At 68.4% G+C, this 16,444-nt stretch carries 16 protein-coding genes and 1 pseudogene; 6 read left to right on the top strand and 11 right to left on the bottom strand.

Translation table 11 applies throughout. From position 1 onward, the window contains the following. Position 1 precedes the first annotated feature (1 nt). The 8 genes and pseudogenes from ACSFA0_RS08760 to ACSFA0_RS08725 all read right to left on the bottom strand — a co-directional run bounded on the left by ACSFA0_RS08760 (position 2) and on the right by ACSFA0_RS08725 (position 7,046). Positions 2-919: pseudogene (locus ACSFA0_RS08760) on the bottom strand (DUF6999 family protein). Then, entirely contained in the window at positions 916-2,832 is a 1,917-nt protein-coding gene (locus ACSFA0_RS08755; protein WP_435449806.1) for a 3-oxoacyl-[acyl-carrier-protein] synthase III C-terminal domain-containing protein, read from the bottom strand. The pseudogene ACSFA0_RS08760 and the gene ACSFA0_RS08755 overlap by 4 nt, the downstream one beginning before the upstream one ends. A gap of 7 nt (positions 2,833-2,839) precedes the next feature. Further along, the gene (locus ACSFA0_RS08750) at positions 2,840-3,757 is read right to left on the bottom strand and encodes a fatty acid desaturase (RefSeq protein WP_435449805.1); all 918 of its coding nucleotides are present in this window, start codon (positions 3,755-3,757) and stop codon (positions 2,840-2,842) included. Positions 3,758-3,768: 11 nt separating this feature from the next. Beyond that, complete coding sequence (locus ACSFA0_RS08745) at positions 3,769-4,548, bottom strand: sterol desaturase family protein (protein ID WP_435449804.1); 780 nt, start codon at positions 4,546-4,548, stop codon at positions 3,769-3,771. 46 nt (positions 4,549-4,594) lie between these two features. Further along, the gene (locus tag ACSFA0_RS08740; RefSeq protein ID WP_435449803.1) at positions 4,595-5,587 is read right to left on the bottom strand and encodes a Bug family tripartite tricarboxylate transporter substrate binding protein; all 993 of its coding nucleotides are present in this window, start codon (positions 5,585-5,587) and stop codon (positions 4,595-4,597) included. 82 nt (positions 5,588-5,669) lie between these two features. After that, positions 5,670-6,242 carry a hypothetical protein gene (locus ACSFA0_RS08735; protein ID WP_435449802.1) on the bottom strand — a complete coding sequence of 191 codons (573 nt, stop codon included), beginning with the start codon at positions 6,240-6,242 and terminating at the stop codon, positions 5,670-5,672. 221 nt (positions 6,243-6,463) lie between these two features. Further along, positions 6,464-6,697, bottom strand: a complete 234-nt coding sequence (locus tag ACSFA0_RS08730; protein ID WP_435449801.1) for a hypothetical protein — start codon at positions 6,695-6,697, stop codon at positions 6,464-6,466. Beyond that, positions 6,684-7,046, bottom strand: coding sequence for a hypothetical protein (locus tag ACSFA0_RS08725; protein WP_435449800.1), 363 nt, complete (start codon positions 7,044-7,046; stop codon positions 6,684-6,686). Before ACSFA0_RS08725 ends, ACSFA0_RS08730 begins: the two co-directional genes overlap by 14 nt. A 154-nt stretch (positions 7,047-7,200) precedes the next feature. On the opposite strand from ACSFA0_RS08725, the gene ACSFA0_RS08720 reads away from it, so the two are divergent. After that, the gene (locus ACSFA0_RS08720; protein WP_435449799.1) at positions 7,201-8,634 is read left to right on the top strand and encodes an aldehyde dehydrogenase family protein; all 1,434 of its coding nucleotides are present in this window, start codon (positions 7,201-7,203) and stop codon (positions 8,632-8,634) included. A 25-nt stretch (positions 8,635-8,659) separates the two neighbouring features. On the opposite strand, the gene ACSFA0_RS08715 is transcribed toward ACSFA0_RS08720, so the two are convergent. Then, entirely contained in the window at positions 8,660-9,547 is an 888-nt protein-coding gene (locus tag ACSFA0_RS08715; RefSeq protein WP_435450927.1) for a ZIP family metal transporter, read from the bottom strand. A gap of 216 nt (positions 9,548-9,763) precedes the next feature. Here ACSFA0_RS08715 and moaA point away from each other — a divergent pair, with 216 nt between their 5' ends. The 3 genes from moaA to moeA are packed head-to-tail and all read left to right on the top strand — an operon-like array spanning position 9,764 to position 12,845. Beyond that, the gene (gene moaA / locus ACSFA0_RS08710) at positions 9,764-10,903 is read left to right on the top strand and encodes a GTP 3',8-cyclase MoaA (protein WP_435449798.1); all 1,140 of its coding nucleotides are present in this window, start codon (positions 9,764-9,766) and stop codon (positions 10,901-10,903) included. Continuing rightward, entirely contained in the window at positions 10,900-11,535 is a 636-nt protein-coding gene (mobA, locus tag ACSFA0_RS08705) for a molybdenum cofactor guanylyltransferase MobA (protein WP_435449797.1), read from the top strand. The genes moaA and mobA overlap by 4 nt, the downstream gene beginning before the upstream one ends. Then, complete coding sequence (gene moeA / locus ACSFA0_RS08700) at positions 11,532-12,845, top strand: molybdopterin molybdotransferase MoeA (RefSeq protein WP_435449796.1); 1,314 nt, start codon at positions 11,532-11,534, stop codon at positions 12,843-12,845. Before mobA ends, moeA begins: the two co-directional genes overlap by 4 nt. A gap of 7 nt (positions 12,846-12,852) precedes the next feature. Here the strand turns inward: moeA and rnhA are convergent, their stop codons facing one another. Together rnhA and ACSFA0_RS08690 are read right to left on the bottom strand one after the other, a co-directional pair. Further along, on the bottom strand, positions 12,853-13,302 hold the full coding sequence (gene rnhA, locus ACSFA0_RS08695; protein WP_435449795.1) for a ribonuclease HI: 450 nt from the start codon (positions 13,300-13,302) through the stop codon (positions 12,853-12,855). Continuing rightward, the gene (locus ACSFA0_RS08690; protein WP_435449794.1) at positions 13,299-14,096 is read right to left on the bottom strand and encodes a class I SAM-dependent methyltransferase; all 798 of its coding nucleotides are present in this window, start codon (positions 14,094-14,096) and stop codon (positions 13,299-13,301) included. Before ACSFA0_RS08690 ends, rnhA begins: the two co-directional genes overlap by 4 nt. Here ACSFA0_RS08690 and gloB point away from each other — a divergent pair. Together gloB and ACSFA0_RS08680 are read left to right on the top strand one after the other, a co-directional pair. Continuing rightward, positions 14,095-14,880 (top strand): hydroxyacylglutathione hydrolase, encoded by a 786-nt coding sequence (gene gloB / locus ACSFA0_RS08685; protein WP_435449793.1) that lies wholly within the window; start codon positions 14,095-14,097, stop codon positions 14,878-14,880. The genes ACSFA0_RS08690 and gloB overlap by 2 nt on opposite strands. Then, positions 14,877-16,439 (top strand): transglycosylase SLT domain-containing protein, encoded by a 1,563-nt coding sequence (locus ACSFA0_RS08680; protein WP_435449792.1) that lies wholly within the window; start codon positions 14,877-14,879, stop codon positions 16,437-16,439. The genes gloB and ACSFA0_RS08680 overlap by 4 nt, the downstream gene beginning before the upstream one ends. The last annotated feature ends 5 nt before the right edge of the window (positions 16,440-16,444 follow it).

The raw sequence follows: 16,444 nt of genomic DNA, 5'->3' as shown, positions 1-16,444 counted from the left end.
CTCACGCGGTGGTGGGCCCCGAGGTCGTGTTGACCACCGTGCCCTCGGCCTGGGCCAGCCGGAACCGATCGAGCAGGCTGTGCAGCATCTCGGTCGATAGGCCGTGGATCACCAGCCGGTGCCCGGCACGCAGCGTCGACAGGGGCACCAGCGGGTGCTTGTTGTTCACCAGCACCAGGTGCTCCGGCGCCGCCAGCAGCGTTGCCGTGTAGATGCCGATGGTTTCGTCGAGCTGCAACGAATTGGCCGCACGCCAGAAATCATTGTCGGTGAGCATCAGCTGGTAGAGCGGCGTGAACAGCTCGATGGCGCTCTGCAGGTCCATGACGTTGAGCTTGCCGTGCGGCATGTCTTCCAGCGTCAGGCCCGGGTCGCGGATCATCGAGAAGTCGAGGCGTTCGGGTTTGCACAGCTCCAGGCCCTGGTCGCGCAGCGCCTTGTTCAGGCGGATCACGAAGTTGAAGAGGTTCAGGTCGTGTTTGAGGAACAGGTCGTCCTTGAGCGCGGCGATGGTCATGGGCGCGAGCGGGCTGGTGCCCACTGGCGCAGGCGAGTTGGCGCCGATGAAGGCCAGCACCTGCGAGCCCAGGTGGAAGTGCCGCAGGATCAGCCAGTTGGCCTCGGGCGACACGAAGTGCTGCAACCCCCACGCCAGGAAGCGGTGCAGCAGCCCCGAGTGCGACCAGTTGCGCGGCACGAACACCTTGATCACCTGAAACAGGATGATGAAACTGCGTGCCAACGGGCGCACGAACGGCAACAGGAACTGACGCGAGGCCGAACTCGAATCGGTGAGTCACGCCGCCTTGACGTCGTCCGGCAGCGGCGTGCTCTGGTCGAGGTAGAGCGCCAGCCATGGGCTCGGGTCGCGTTCGTCGTGCGGCTTCGCCAAAAAGTCGGGCGTGGGGTGTCGGCTCATCTCAGTGGGCTTTCGGTGATGTGCTGGAACTGCATCAGATAGAGCGCCGCGGTGTGGCGCGCGGTGTCGATGATCTGGCGCGGCGCACGGCCGTCGGTGTCGAGCGCCATCACCATCTCGACGGCCATCAGCCAGCGATTCAGGTGATGCTCGTCGTTGTGGCCGTGGTACTCGAGAAAGCGGAAGACGTCCGGCGGCAGCTTGAGCGACGCCTTCAGCAGCGGCAGCAGGGTCGGCACGATGCGCTGGCCCGTGCCCTCAATGATGTAGATGGCGCCGAGCAGGCCGATCGGGTTGGGCGTCGCGGCCAGCCCGTGCAGGTAGGCGTTGAGCGCCTCGCCGCCGGGGTTGCGGCGCAGGTCGGCGATGTCGCTCACCGTGCCCCCGGCCTGGCGGTAGTCGTCGAACAGGATCTGAAAGTCGTTCTGCTCCTCGCCGGCATGCACGTCGATCAGTGCGGCCAGCGCCTGGTAGTCACCAGTGAGCGACGCCGCGCCCTCGCGCATCCACAGACTGCCCTCGCGCACCTGCGGCACCCACTGCGCCATCCAGTTCAGGTAGTCGGGCACGGCGAAGCGGCGCTCGCGGATCTGCCGTACCAGCGGCGTTCGCCAGACCTGCGAGCGATAGCTGTGCCAGATCGAGGCGAGCTCGGTGAGCAGGTCGCGCAGGCCGTCGGGCGCGGCGGCGGGGTCGTGCGGCGGCGCGACGACCTCGTCGTCCACCGCGGCCGCGGCAGTCAACACCCTGCCCTGCGTGTCGGCCCGGCGCTGCAAAGGCGCATCGGCCGACTCCACCTCCAGCAGCAGGTACGCCGCCATGAAGCGACCCGACTCCGGCACGTAGCAGAAGATCTGCTCGCCGGGCTTCAGCGTGCGGGTCTGCAGAAACTCCGACAGCATGATGAGGATCGATGCCGCGCCCGTATTGCCGCGCCACGCGAGGTTGCTGTACCAGCGCTCGCGCGGGATGGCGAGGCCGGCCTTGGCCATCAAATCTTCCACCACCGGGATGAATTTTTCCGACGAGTAGTGGCACAGGAAATGGTCGATGCGCGCCGGGTCGACCCAGCCGTCCTTCACCAGTTGCGCGTACTCGTGGATGCCGATGTCGAACAGATGCGGCAGCAGCCGGATGTCCTGCCGCAGCGAGAGCGCGCCGGCCGCCTCCGCCTCGGCCCAGGAGCCGAAGTCGAGGTGACCGCGCTCGCGGTCTTCCGTGAGCCCGAGCTGCATGCAGACCGGGTAGTCGCCGGAGAACGCGCGCTGGTGCACCCACTTGAGCTTCAACCGCAGCCCGTGACCGCCGGCCAGCGCCGCGCCGTCCGACAGCAGCAAGGCGCCGGCGCCGTCCGACAGCATCCAGCGCAGGAAATGCGCGTCGAAATCGGTCTCGTAGCCGCGGGCCGCAAAGCGCGAACGCTTGAAGAGCCGCGACGGCATCTCGCTCGCCACGGCCAGGGCCGACCGGTGCGCGCCTAGCTCGATGCCCTGTGCTGCGGCCTGGATCGCCCCCACGCCCGCCGCGCAGATCCCGTGCACCGACAGCGTCTCCATCGGTGGCGCGGCGAGTTCGCCCTGGATCATGTTGGCGAAGCCGGGCATCAGCGTGTCGCCGCCCGACGAGCCGCTCGCCAGCATCGACACCTGCGACAGCTCGGCCCCGCCGCGCACCAGGCAATCGCGGATGGCAGCGGCAGCGAGCTGTGCGTTGCTCAATCGCGTGCGGCCTTCGGCGTCGATCGCGTAGTAGCGCTCGCGGATGCCGTTCTCGGCCAGGATGCGCCGCTTGATGCGCTGCGACAGGCGGTTGAGCGGTGCGATGTAGTCGTCCATCTGCGTGTTGTCGACGGGCGCGCCCGGCAGGAAGGCGCCGGCGCTCTGGAGGTACACGCGTTGAAAGGGAACGGGCATAGTGGCTTCAGTGGTGGGACGGGTCGACGGACATCGATGGCATCAGCGCACGGCTTCGGAACCGCGGCACCATGGCACCGAGGACGAAGACGCGCAGCATGTAAGGCACCAGCCCGCCCTCGTTGAGGGCAGGCACCACGCGGGCGCGGTAGTGCTCGCGGTGCAGACGGGTGAGTTCGGACCAATGGACATGCGGGTTCTCGTGGTGTGCCGTGTGAAGCCCGATGTTGAACAGCAAGGGGTTCACCCACCCTTCGAAATTGCGCGCGTAGTTCAGCGCGCTCCCCGGCGTATCGCCACGCGCCCCCGCACGGCCATCGGCATGGGCGTGCTGCAGGTAGTTGGTGGCCAGCAGCCAGTGCAGGCCATGCAGCTGCGGAACGATGACGAAGAGCAGCGCGCGGCGCCAGTCGATCGCCAGCAACAGCGCCCAGGCGCCCAGCCACAGGCCGTACTGCGCCAGGCAGTAGCGGAATGCGCCGGGCGAGCGCCGGCGCAAGGCGGCTAGCCAGACCAGGATGGTCGGGTACAGCACGCCCACGGCCTGCAGCGGGTGCAGCAGGTAGCCGCTCAGGTGGTTGGTGTCACCGCCGCGAAAGCGGTAGGTGCGCGCCACGTCGTTCTCGCCGTGCCGGTACCGATGGTGGTTGGCCACATGCGTGGGCCAGAACACGAAGGTCGGGTGGCCCTGCAACAGCGTGATGGCGAAGTCGGTCAGCCGGTTGGCCCACCGCCCGCGCCACAGGCGGCGGTGCGTGTGGTTGTGGTGTATCACGCCGATGCCCAGCGTGAGGAACAGCATCAGCGCATACAGCGGCCATTGGAAGCCATGCACCCATTGCCACGCAGCGAGCGCCGGCAGCGCGGCAAGGTACGCCAGGCTCTGCCAGTCGCGCGGATGTCGCAGTCGGGGCAATGGAGGCATGCGCGGCCGCGTCAGGCACCGGGCCCGCGCGCGGCCTGCTTGCGCCGGAAGGCGTCGAGCTGCGCATCGGCGGCATCGGCCGCCAGTCGGGTGCCGAAGAGCCGATCCATGAAAGTGAACTGGAAGCCGTAGTTGCCGGCGTGCGCGGCGTGGTGCAGGTGGTGTCGCCGGCTCGCCGCGAACCAGTGGCCGTACGACACGCCGGGGACGAAGTCGTAATTGGCGTGGCCGATGCAGTTGAAGAACAGGCTGAACACCGGTACCGCCGCGAGCGACCAGAAGCTGAAGTCATGCACGAGCATCGGCCACAGGATCACGTTGCCGAGCATCAGCGCTTCGACCGGATGAAAGCTGTACGTGGAGAACGGCGTGGTGACCACCGAGCGATGATGCGGGCCGTGGAAGCGGCGCAGCGCCTGGCTGTGCAGCAGGCGGTGATTGATCCAGAAGTGCACGTCGTTCCAGATGGCCAGCACGACGATCTCGGCAGCGATGCGCCATCCACTGGCATCCACCGCGAGCCGGGCCCAGCCGAGCTGCAGCAGGCCCCAGGGAAACACCATGCCGAGGCCGAAGATCAGCACGGAGCACCCCGACTGCGCGAACTCGCGCCGCCATTGCTCGGCGCGCACGGGCCGCGGATCCAGCACCCGCCCGATGCCCAGCGCCGGCAGGACCCGCCGCGTGAGCAGCCAGGTGATGCCGCCGAACCCCAGGTACAGGCTGCCGAAGAAGCCGAGACCCCACCCCATGACCTGCACGGCCGACAGCGACGCGAAGGCCTGTCCCATCAGGCAAGCGCCGACGGCACAGCCATTGGACGGGCGGCCCTCGCGGTCACTCGACCTTCACACCGGACGCGGCGACGATGCCTTGCCACTTGGCATGGTCGGCCTTCACGAGCGCGGCAAATGCTTCGGACGACATCGGCCGAGGCTCGGCGCCCTGGGCGTTGATCGCGTCCTTCACTTCGGGCAGCGCGAGTTGCTTGTTGATGGCGGCATTCATGGTCGCGACCACGTCCTTCGGCGCGTTGGCCGGCATGAAGACGCCGTACCACGAGCTCACGTCGAAGTCCTTGAGCGCGGTCGACTCGGCGATGGTCGGCACGTCGGGCAGGCTGACGCTGCGCTTGGCAGAGGTCACGGCCAGGGCGCGCAACTTGCCGGCCTTGATCTGCGCGATGGCCGAGGGAATGGACGACACCATCATCGCCACCTGGCCGCTGATCGTGTCGATCACCGCCGGGTTCGAGCCTTTGTACGGCACGTGCGTGATCTTGATCCCGGCCGCCATCTTGAACATCTCGCCGGCCAGATGGATGGTCGTGCCGTTGCCGGGGCTGCCGTAGGTGATGGTGTCCGGCGCAGCCTTGGCGGCAGCGATCACATCAGCCATGGTCTTGAAGGGCGAGTTGGCGGCGGTGACGATCACCAGCGGCGATTCGGCCACCAGCGCCACGGCGGTCAGGTCCTTCGACGGGTCATAGGTCAGGCTCTTGTAGAGCCAAGGGGCCACCGCGAGGTTGTCCTTCTGGCCCATCACCATCTCGTAACCCGTGGCGGGCATGCGCACCGCTTCGGTGATGCCGATGGTGCCGCCGGCGCCGGGCTTGTTGTCGACCACCACGGTCCACTTGTTCGCCTCGGTCAGGCGCGTGCCGATGATGCGCGACATGATGTCCGTGCCGCCACCCGGCGGGAACGGCACGATCAGGCGGATCGGCTTGTTGGGGTAGGCCGCCGGCTGAGCGAGCGCCAGCTGGGGCCCGAAGGCGAGTGCAGCGACGGCCGAGCAGGCCATCAGCGAGAGCAGGGTTTTGCGATTCATGTCCAGGGATGTCTCCGTCGCCGACGCGGAGATCGCGCCGGTCTTCAGGGCGCGCAGTCTACTGGAGCGGAAACCCCGACCGTCAGTTGAGGCGGAAGCTGCCGGTGCCGACGTGCGCGCTCGGCTCGGCGCGCAACGGCGGCAGGCTCTGCAGCGTGTCGAAATCGGAGGGCACGTCGGGCACCCGCATTTCTTCGAGCTCGTGCAACGACGCGACCCAGCGCCCGGCGGGCGAGTCGACCGGCTCGTCGTTGGTGAACACGCCGTCGCGGATGTAGAAGGTCTCGCCAGCGGGCCGCTCGGCGTGCAGTTCACTCAGGCGGGCGATCGAAAAGGCATAAGTCACCAGCTTTTCCTTGGTGCGACGGTCACGCCCGCCGCAGCTGAAAAAGCCCTCATTGGCGATGACGATGCAGGAGCCCTCGATCTGCTCCTCGAGCTGCGCGCCGGTGCGCCAGACGGCGTTGGGCAGGCGCACCCGCACTTTGTCGATCACGAGGTCGCGCTGCTTGTTGAGCGAGGTGAGTTGGGGCACCAGCGACCGGAGCTGCCGCATGCGCTCCACGAAGTGATCGTCGATGGTGAAGCCGACATGGTGCGTCGCCCCGCCGGAGCGTTTGACGACCTGCATGACGACATGACGCACTGTGCTCATGGTGATCCCCCTTGCTGCCGGGCCTCTATGTCAGAGAAATACACAATTCGAAAGTACGGAAGGCCTTTCGGTCCGGAATTGAATGACAAATGCAAATTAAAGCATTCGTCGCGTTTTCAATCCTTGACTGAATTTCAACTCAGCACGGCAGGAAATTCAAGTACACCTTTGAATTACACGCCACACGTCCGGCGCTAATTCGGGGACTCACGGGCCGGGCTTCAGCCGTCGACCTGCTCCGCCAGCGCCTTGCACGAAGGCGCACAGACGCTCTGCGACTTGCCCAGCACTTGCCGGGTGCGCATCTGCGAACGCAGACGGTGCTTGCCGCACATGAAGCAGGACATGGTGGCCCCGCTGAACGACGCCGACGCGCGAAAGGGCGAGCCGGAGGGCTTGGATTTGTAGCGCAGGCCGTCGGCGACGACTGCGGTCTTGGCGTCAGGCTTGGCCATCGGCAGCGTCCAGGGCACGACGTGCAGGGCCACCCATGGCCCGGGCGATGGCTTCCTTGGCGCGCAGTTCGGCGGCCATGGCGGCATCCAGGCCGGATCGGCACAGGCCGGCATGCGCGTACTGCAGGTTCTCGTAGACCTCGGCGGCAGCGGGATAGTGGTCCAACAGGCGGGCCAGCGCGGCGCCGGGCGCCACATCGCCGAACTCGTTCACCAGGTGAACGACCACCGACCGGTACTGGTCGGCGCCGACCGGCACGGGGCTGCGCTCGAGCCGTTCAAGCAGCTGGGCCAGCCGTTCGGTGACGTCGAGGCTGGTCTTGGAGACGGGGGGGCGTGTTGCATTCATGCACCGCAGGTGGGGCGCCGGTCGTCGATTGCAAGGCCGGCCGGTGGGCGACCCTGCAGCCGGGCGCCGAGCCTCTTACCATTGGCGGCCGGGCGCACGCCGCGCCCGGCATCCTCCAGAGACATCCCCGGCGGCCGTGCGCTGCCCCATCGCCATGCAATTCAACTACATCGCCAATGCCGACGTCGCTTCCGCGTCGGGCCGCACCCTGCCCGTCATCGATCCGTCGGACGGCCAGCCCTTCGACGAGATCCAGCGCAGCAACGCGGCCGACATCGACGCCGCCGTGCGCGCCGCGCGCGACTGCTTCGACGGCGTCTGGCACAAGGTGAGCGCTGCCGAGCGCGGCCGCCTGCTCTTCGCGCTCGCCCGCAAGATCGCCGAGCATGTCGACGAACTGGCCCTGCTCGAGCAGCGCGACTGCGGAAAGCCGGTCAAGCAGGCCCGCGCCGACGCCTTCGCCCTGGTGCGCTACTTCGAGTTCTACGGCGGCGCCTGCGACAAGCTGCATGGCGAGACCATCCCCTACCAGGACGGCTACAGCGTGTTCACCTGGCGCGAGCCGCACGGCGTCACCGGCCACGTCATTCCCTGGAACTACCCGATGCAGATCTTCGGGCGCAGCGTGGGCGGCGCCCTGGCCGCGGGCAACGCCTGCGTGGTGAAGCCGGCCGAAGACGCCTGCCTGTCGCTCATTCGCGTGGCCCAACTGGCGGCCGAAGCGGGCTTTCCGGCCGGCGCCATCAACATCGTGACCGGCTACGGCCACGAGGTGGGCGACGCGCTGGCGCGCCACGAGGGCATCGACCACATCAGCTTCACCGGCAGCCCGAAGATCGGCACGCTGATCCAGCAGGTGGCTGCCGAACGGCACTGCCCGGTCACGCTGGAACTCGGCGGCAAGAGCCCGCAGATCCTCTTCGCGGATGCCGACATCGACGCCGCCATCCCGGTGCTGATCAACGCCATCGTGCAGAACGCCGGCCAGACCTGTTCGGCCGGCTCGCGCGTGCTGATCGAGCGCGCCATCTACGAACCGGTGCTCGAGCGCCTGGGCCGCGCCTTCGAGGCGCTGCAGGTCGGCCCCGCCGCAATGGACCTCGACGTGGGCCCGCTGATCCGCCAGACCCAGCAGCAGCGTGTGTGGGATTTCCTGTCCGACGCGCAGGTCGCCGGCATTCCGATGGTGGCGCAGGGCACGGTGGTCGACGAGGCGCCCGACACCGGCTTCTACCAGGCGCCGACGCTGCTGCGCGACGTGCCGGTCGACCATCGGTTGGCGCAGGAAGAAGTGTTCGGCCCGGTGCTGGCGGCCATGGCCTTCAGCGGCGAAGACGAAGCCGTGGCGATGGCCAATGCGACGCAATTCGGCCTGGTCGCCGGCGTCTGGACCGAGAACGGCGCCCGCCAGTTCCGCATGGCCAAGCGGGTGCGCGCGGGCCAGGTCTTCATCAACAACTACGGGGCCGGCGGCGGCGTCGAACTGCCCTTCGGCGGCGTGAAGTCGTCGGGCTACGGCCGCGAGAAAGGCTTCGAGGCGCTGTACGGGTTCACGACGCTGAAGACGATCGCGGTCAAACACGGCTGAGCACGCGCGGCGCGCGGCGCCGCCCTCAGGCGAGCGCCGTGTCCAGCAGCATCATCAGCACGAAGCCGACCATCAGCCCGCCGGTCGCGAAGGCTTCGTGCCCCTTGCGATGCGATTCCGGGATGATCTCGTGGCTGATGACGAACAGCATCGCCCCGGCCGCGAAGCCCAGACCCCACGGCAGCATCGCGGCCGAGTAGCCGACGATGGCGGCGCCGAGCACCGCGCCGATCGGCTCGACCAGGCCGGAGGCCATGCCGATGCCCACCGCGAAGAGGCGGCGGTAGCCCGCGCTCAACAGCGCCACGGCCACCACCAGCCCCTCCGGCACGTCCTGGATCGCGATGCCGGTGGCCAGTGCATTCGCACGCACGCCTTCGTTGCCCGCGTAGCCGACGCCGATCGCCAGGCCTTCGGGCAGGTTGTGCAGCGCGATCGCAATGACGAACAACCAGGTGCGGCGCATCTTCTGCGCCGAATGCCCTTCCCGCCCCTTGATGAAATGTTCGTGCGGCAGCAGGCGGTCCATGGTCAGCAGCGCTGCGGCGCCGAGCAGGATCGCGGTGCCCACCACCCCGCCGGCCGCCCAGGGGCCGCCACCGAAAGCGACGTTCGTGCGTGCCGCTTCGAGCCCCGGAATGACCAGGGAGAAGGCGCAGGCCGCGAGCATCACGCCGGCACCGAAGCCGAACAGCGTGTCCTGCACGCGGTCGGACAGCTTCTGCGAGAACAGCACCGGCAGCGTGCCAAGCGCGGTGGCCAAGGCGGCGATCGATCCCCCCATGAAGGCGGCGAGCACCACCGGGTTGCCGCTCACGAAACGCCACGACTGGCTCAAGATCACCACCGCGCCCGCGCAAACGATCGCCAACCCCACCCACGCGCGCAGGCTCCGACCGTTGCGCACCGGCATCGCTTGTGTTTCGTCCATCGTCTTGCCCTCCTCAGGCACGCGCTGCCGCGTCGCACCAGGCCGCATCAGCCCAGCTCGTCCGTTTGTAGAGGGTCACGACCTTCGCGGAGCGACGGTTCAGCTTCGTCCTGGCGTCAGCCGAGTCCCACAGGTTCCGCCAGCCTTGACCCCGTGACCCGACGTGGGGCGGGCAATCGGGTAAATTGCCGGAGCCCCATGACCGAGACCTTCGTCCCCCTCACCGACATCGGACGCGCACGCCGCGTGGCCTCGACGCCGCTGCAGCCCGTGCCGGCGACCGGCCTGCTGTGCGATCGTCTCGGTCGCCCCTTGACCGACCTCCGCATCAGTGTGACCGACCGGTGCAACTTCCGCTGCAGCTACTGCATGCCCAAGGAAGTGTTCGACAAGGACCACCAGTACCTGCCGCACAGCGCGCTGCTGAGCTTCGAGGAAATCACCCGCCTGGCCCGACTGTTCGCGGCGCACGGGGTGCGCAAGATCCGGCTGACCGGCGGCGAGCCGCTGCTGCGCAAGAACATCGAGTCGCTCGTCGGCCAGCTTGCCGCCTTGCGCACGCCCGACGGGAAGCCGCTCGACCTGACGCTCACCACCAACGGCTCGCTGCTGGTGCGCAAGGCCGCCGCGCTCAAGGCCGCCGGGCTGCAGCGCGTGACCGTGAGCCTCGACGGCCTGGACGACACGGTGTTCCGCCGCATGAACGACGTCGATTTCCCGGTGGCCGACGTGCTCGCCGGCATCGAGGCCGCCCGCGCCGCCGGGCTCGGGCCGATCAAGGTCAACATGGTCGTCAAGCGCGGCACCAACGACGCCGAGATCCTGCCCATGGCGCGGCACTTCAAGGGCACCGGCGTCGTGCTGCGCTTCATCGAATACATGGACGTCGGCGCCACCAACGGCTGGCGCATGGACGAGGTGATGCCCTCGGCCGAGGTCGTCGCGCGCATCGCCGCCGAATTTCCGCTCCGCCCGCTCGAAGCCTCGGCTGCCGGCGAGACCGCCCAGCGCTGGGCGTACGAAGACGGCAGCGGCGAGATCGGCGTGATCAGCAGCGTGACGCAGGCCTTCTGCAGCGACTGCAGCCGCGCGCGCCTGTCGACCGAGGGCAAGCTGTACCTGTGCCTCTTCGCGAACGGCGGCCATGACCTGCGACCGCTGCTGCGCGGCAATGCCCAGGACGATGCCGGCGCGAGCGATGAGGACATCCTCTCGGTGATCGGCCACATCTGGCAGGGCCGGGCCGACCGCTATTCCGAACTGCGCGCCCTGCGCGGCCCCGACACCCCCGACGCCGCCGCACCGCGCCGCGTCGAAATGAGCTACATCGGCGGATGACGATTTCCACGCAAGACATCACGGGCCTGGTGCTCGCCGGCGGGCGCGGCTCGCGCATGGGCGGCGTCGACAAGGGCCTGCAGAATTTCAACGGCTCGCCGCTCGCACTGCACGCAGTGCTGCGGCTGGGCATGCAGGTGGGCGAGGTGATGGTCAACGCCAATCGCAACCTCGCGGCCTACGAGTCCTTCGGCATCCCCGTCTGGCCCGACGCCGACAGCAGCTACGCCGGCCCGCTGGCCGGCTTCCTGACCGGCCTGGAACGCTGCGAGACGCCGTATCTCATGACGGTGCCTTGCGACACGCCGCTGTTCCCGCTCGATTTGGCCGAGCGGCTGAGTCAGGCCATGGACAAGGAAGACGCCGAGATCGCCATGGTGAGCGCGCCCGAAGCCGACGATGCGGGCGACACGGCGCTCAGGCCGCAGCCGGTGTTCTGCCTGATGCATACCGCGCTGCTCGAAAGCCTCACCCGCTTCATCGGCCAGGGCGGTCGAAAAATCGATGCGTGGACCGCACAGCACCGCACGGTGCACGTCGCCTTCGACCGACCCGGTGACGCCGCCGATGCCTTCGCCAATGCCAACACCCTGGCCGAGCTGCAGGCGCTCGAGGCTCGGCCCACGCGATGAGCCGCATTGCAGAGATCGCTGCCGCACTGGCCGGCTACGACCCGAAGGCGCTGAGCGTCGAGGGCGTGCAGCAATTCATCGAGCAGTTGGTCGCACCGGCCGTGCCCGCCCTGCGGCAACAGCGCGAAGACGTGCCGCTGCGCGACGCGCTCGGCCGCGTGCTGGCCAACGACGTGATGTCGCCCTTCAGCGTCCCGCCACATGACAACTCCGCGATGGACGGCTTCGCCTTCGACGGCGGGGCGCTCGACAGTGCGACGGGTGACCTGCAACTGCGCATCGTCGGCACCGCACTGGCCGGCGCCGCCTGGCGCGGCGAAGTGCGAACGGACGAGGCGCTGCGCATCATGACGGGTGCCGTCATGCCGGCCGGTCTCGACACGGTCGTGCCGCAGGAGTTATGCACGGTCGACGGCGACACGCTGCGCTTCCCCGCCAGCGCACTGCGGCGCGGCGACAACCGGCGCTTCGCCGGCGAAGACCTGATGGCCGGCAGTGCCGCACTTCGCGCCGGCGACCGGCTCGGCCCGGCCGCACTCGGCCTGGCCGCGAGCCTGGGTCTGGCCACGCTGCCCGTGCTGCGGCGGCTGCGCGTCGCCTACTTCTCGACCGGCGACGAGATCCTGAGCCTGGGCGACGCCCCCCGCGAAGGCGCGGTGTACGACAGCAACCGCTACACCGTCTTCGGGCTGCTGACACGCCTGGGCTGCGAGGTCGTCGACCTGGGCCTGGTGCGCGACGACCCGGCCACACTGGAAGCCACGCTGCGCCGCGCGGCCAGCGAAGCCGACGCCATCATCACCAGCGGCGGCGTCAGCGTCGGCCAGGCCGACCACACCCGTGCCGTCATGCAGCGCCTCGGCGACATGGCCTTCTGGCGCATCGCGATGCGGCCGGGCCGGCCGATGGCCGTGGGGCTGATTCCCCGTGGCGACAACGTCCAAGGCAACGCTGTGCTGTTCGGCCTGCCGGGCAATCCGGTCGCGGTGATGGTCACCTTCCTGGCTTTCGTGCGCCCTGCCCTGCTGCAACTGATGGGCTGCCATGCCGAGGCGCGCCGGCCGCCGCCCTTGCTGCGCGCGACCAGCGCCACGGCCATCCGCAAGAAGCCCGGGCGCACCGAGTACCAGCGCGGCTTCGTGCATGCGGTGCCGGGCGCGCTGCCCGAAGTACGCATCGCCGGCAACCAGGGCTCGGGCGTGCTGAGCTCGATGGTCGAGGCCAACGGCCTGGTGGTGCTGCACCATGCACAAGGCAGCGTGGAACCAGGCGAAACCGTCGACGTGATGATGTTCGACGGCGTGATCTGATCCTCGCTCAGAGCCGCCCCTGCGCCTTCAGCACGCCCTTGTTCGCCAGCAGGTCGGCCCGCTCGTTGCCCGGGTCGCCCGAGTGGCCCTTGACCCAGCGCCATTCGATGATGTGACCGCCCTCCTGCACCAGCTTGTCGAGTCGCTTCCACAGCTCGACGTTCTTCACCGGCTGCTTGGCCGCAGTCATCCAGCCCTTGGCCTTCCAGCCCTTGATCCATTCGGTGATGCCCTGGCGCACGTACTGGCTGTCAAGGTAGAGCACCACCTTGCAAGGCCGCGTGAGCGCGGCCAGGCCTTCGATCACCGCCTGGAGTTCCATGCGGTTGTTGGTGGTGTTGAGCTCGCCGCCAAAGAGTTCTTTCTCGGTGGTGCCCGACTTGAGCCAGGCGCCCCAGCCGCCCGGCCCGGGGTTGCCTTTGCAGGCCCCATCGGTATAGATCTGTACTTCAGTCAAAAACCCTGTCCTTCGGATGATGTGGATTGAGTGGGTGGCCCGCTGTGCACGCGGCCGGCAATCGGCACCGGCGCGCTGGCACGCTGCGAGGCCCGGCGCCAGTCGGCGCTCAAAAGGCGCATGCCACGCACGCGCTTGACCGCGACCAGGAAATAGACGGCGCCGAAGATCGGCCACCAGCGCTCGCCGGCGGCGTCGAACCAGCGGCAGCGCTCCAGCCAGGCCTCGCTACGGACCGCGGGCCGGTAGGCGCCGAAGCGGCCCGACTCGACTTCGAAGCTCAGCAGCCGCAGCCAGTCGCGCAAGCGCCAGTAGCCGATGAAGTCACCGGCCTCGGGCAGGAACAGTTCTCCGAAACCCAGGCGCCGGTACAGCCGGGCACGGCGTTGCCGCATGCCCCAGAGGCTGGCCGGGTTCAGGCCGCAGATGACGACGCGGCCCTCGGGCACCAGCACGCGCTCGACCTCGCGCAATGTCGCATGCGGGTCGGGGCTCAGTTCAAGCGTGTGCGGCAGCACCACCAGGTCGAGGCTGTTGGCGCTGAACGGCAGCGCCGAGAAGTCTGTGAGGAAAGCCGCACGCGGTGCTGGCACCAAAGGGTCGGATGTCGCGAGCCATCGGTGCGGCATGCGGTTGGCGCGAAGGCCATCGACACGGCCCAGGCCCAGTTGCAGCGCGTGATAACCGAAGATGTCGGCCACCGCCTCGTCGAACTGGGCCTGTTCCCAGGCGAGCAGGTACCGGCCGGGGGGGGTCTCGAACCAATCCTGCAAACCTATAATTTGACCGCTCATGACCCTCGTTCCGCTGCCCGCCTTCGCTGACAACTACATCTGGATGCTGCAGGACGGAAGCCACGCCATCGTGGTGGATCCCGGGGAAGCCCAGCCGGTGTTCGACGCGCTGGCGCACGGCCATCTGCAGCTGGCCGCGATTCTAGTCACGCACCATCACGCCGATCACACCGGGGGGGTCGCCGCGCTGCGCGAGGCCACCGGTGCGCAGGTCTTCGGGCCGGCGAGCGAGACGGTTCCCCAGCCCTGCACCCCGCTGCGCCAGGGCGACCATGCCGATGTGCTGGGCCTGCGCTTCGAGGTGATCGACATCCCGGGCCATACGGCCGGGCACGTCGCCTTCTTCCTGCCGGCCGGCGCCCCCGGCATCGCCACGCCGCTGGTCTTCTGCGGCGACACCCTCTTCTCGGGCGGCTGCGGACGTCTCTTTGAAGGCACGCCGGCGCAGATGCTCGCATCGCTCGACGCCCTGGCGGCGTTGCCGGACGACACGCGGGTATGCTGCGGCCACGAGTACACACTTTCGAACCTGCGCTTTGCCCAGGCCGTGGAACCCGGCAACGCCGATCTGACTCAGTACCTCGCGCATTGCGAAACAGTGCGCGCACGCGGCGAGCCCACCCTGCCTTCGCAACTGGGCACCGAGCGCCGGATCAATCCCTTTCTTCGCAGCCGCGAAGCCACCGTCCACCGCGCTGTGCGAGCGCGGTCTCATCTGTCCGCCGCTGCGGACGAGGTCGAGGTGTTCGCGGCATTGCGCCAATGGAAAAACGACTTCAGATGAAATTTCTCTCCGCGGCCCTCGTGGCCGGCGCCCTCTTCCTCACGGGCTGCGCAAGCACGACAACCACCACGCCCGACGCGGCAACCCCTGGCGGCATGGCCTCACCGCCGCCCTCGGGCGCCGCGGCGCCGGTGTACCCGGCCGGCGCGCTCACCCCCATCACGTCCGGTAGCTTCGGCTCGCGCAGCGTGGTCACGCTGGCCCCCCCGGCCGACATGTGGGACCGCATCCGCCGCGGCTTCAAGATGCCCGACCTCGACATCGATCTGGTGCGCGACCAGGAGCAGTGGTATTCCTCGCGGCCCGACTACGTGCAGCGCATGACGGAGCGATCCAACCGCTACATCTTCCACATCGTCGAGGAGCTCGAGCGCCGCAACATGCCGACCGAGCTCGCACTGCTGCCCTACATCGAAAGCGCCTTCAACCCGCAGGCCGTGTCCAGCGCACGCGCGGCCGGCATGTGGCAGTTCATGCCCGCCACCGGTACCGACTACGACCTGAAGCAGAACATCTTCCGAGACGACCGGCGCGACGTGCTGGCCTCCACGCGCGCGGCGCTCGACTACCTGCAACGCCTCTACAACATGTTCGGCGACTGGCACCTGGCACTGGCCGCGTACAACTGGGGCGAAGGCAACGTCGGCAAGGCGATCGCGAGGAACCAGCGCGCCGGCCTGCCCACCGGCTACACCGACATCAACATGCCGGCCGAGACGCGCAACTACGTGCCCAAGCTGCAGGCGGTGAAGAACATCGTGGCCAACCCGCTGCGCTACAACGTCGACCTGCCGATCATCTCGAACCACCCGTACTTCCAGACGGTCAACCTCACCCGTGACCTCGACGTGGCGCTGGCTGCCAAGCTGGCCGACGTGCGCATCGAGGACTTTCGCGCGCTCAACCCCGCCGCGCACAAGCCGGTGCTGCTGGCCGCGGGCACGCCGCAGATCCTGCTGCCCTGGGACAACGCCGCCGTGTTCCAGCGCAACTTCGACGCCTACACGCAGGGCCAGTACGCCAGCTGGACCGCCTGGGTGGTGCCCAACACGATGACGGTGGCCGACGCGGCGCAACGCTCGGGCATGAGCGAAGCCGACCTGCGCGCCATTAACCAGGTGCCGCCGCGCATGCTGATCAAGGCCGGCTCCACGCTGATCGTGCCCCGCGGCGTGCGGGTGCAGGAAGACGTGACCGCGCTGGTGGCCGACACCGGGCACCTGAGCTTCCAGCCGGAGATCGTGACCCGCCGCACGGTGGTGAAGGCTGGACGCCGCGACAGCGTGGCGTCGATCGCGAATCGCTACAAGCTCAGTGCGGCCAACGTGGCGGACTGGAACGACGTCAAGACAAACCATGTGTTCGCACGCGGCTTCAGCGTGGTTGTCTATCTGCCTGTGCGCGCTGCCATGAGCGCGCGGGTCGGCACCGGTACGCCGCGCGGCGTCGGTGCCAAGGCGCCGGCACGCAGAGGACTGGTCAGCAAGACACCGGTGGCGGCCAAGCAGCCCATCGTGCGCGAGAAGCGTGGTGGAACGCCCGCCAAGAGCAAGCGCTGAGGCCG

The sequence above is a fragment of the Variovorax restrictus genome (assembly GCF_051216715.1).
Taxonomy (GTDB): domain Bacteria; phylum Pseudomonadota; class Gammaproteobacteria; order Burkholderiales; family Burkholderiaceae_C; genus Variovorax.
The sequence above is the reverse complement of the archived record's forward strand: the minus strand, read 5'-3'. Positions and strand labels throughout refer to the sequence as shown.

Bases quoted from the DNA above. Each gene is read 5' to 3' on its own strand.
- ACSFA0_RS08755 (WP_435449806.1), bottom strand. From the start codon at position 2,832: ATGCCCGTTCCCTTTCAACGCGTGTACCTCCAGAGCGCCGGCGCCTTC.
- ACSFA0_RS08750 (WP_435449805.1), bottom strand. From the start codon at position 3,757: ATGCCTCCATTGCCCCGACTGCGACATCCGCGCGACTGGCAGAGCCTG.
- ACSFA0_RS08745 (WP_435449804.1), bottom strand. From the start codon at position 4,548: ATGGGACAGGCCTTCGCGTCGCTGTCGGCCGTGCAGGTCATGGGGTGG.
- ACSFA0_RS08740 (WP_435449803.1), bottom strand. From the start codon at position 5,587: ATGAATCGCAAAACCCTGCTCTCGCTGATGGCCTGCTCGGCCGTCGCT.
- ACSFA0_RS08735 (WP_435449802.1), bottom strand. From the start codon at position 6,242: ATGAGCACAGTGCGTCATGTCGTCATGCAGGTCGTCAAACGCTCCGGC.
- ACSFA0_RS08730 (WP_435449801.1), bottom strand. From the start codon at position 6,697: ATGGCCAAGCCTGACGCCAAGACCGCAGTCGTCGCCGACGGCCTGCGC.
- ACSFA0_RS08725 (WP_435449800.1), bottom strand. From the start codon at position 7,046: ATGAATGCAACACGCCCCCCCGTCTCCAAGACCAGCCTCGACGTCACC.
- ACSFA0_RS08720 (WP_435449799.1), top strand. From the start codon at position 7,201: ATGCAATTCAACTACATCGCCAATGCCGACGTCGCTTCCGCGTCGGGC.
- ACSFA0_RS08715 (WP_435450927.1), bottom strand. From the start codon at position 9,547: ATGCCGGTGCGCAACGGTCGGAGCCTGCGCGCGTGGGTGGGGTTGGCG.
- moaA (WP_435449798.1), top strand. From the start codon at position 9,764: ATGACCGAGACCTTCGTCCCCCTCACCGACATCGGACGCGCACGCCGC.
- mobA (WP_435449797.1), top strand. From the start codon at position 10,900: ATGACGATTTCCACGCAAGACATCACGGGCCTGGTGCTCGCCGGCGGG.
- moeA (WP_435449796.1), top strand. From the start codon at position 11,532: ATGAGCCGCATTGCAGAGATCGCTGCCGCACTGGCCGGCTACGACCCG.
- gloB (WP_435449793.1), top strand. From the start codon at position 14,095: ATGACCCTCGTTCCGCTGCCCGCCTTCGCTGACAACTACATCTGGATG.
- ACSFA0_RS08690 (WP_435449794.1), bottom strand. From the start codon at position 14,096: ATGAGCGGTCAAATTATAGGTTTGCAGGATTGGTTCGAGACCCCCCCC.
- ACSFA0_RS08680 (WP_435449792.1), top strand. From the start codon at position 14,877: ATGAAATTTCTCTCCGCGGCCCTCGTGGCCGGCGCCCTCTTCCTCACG.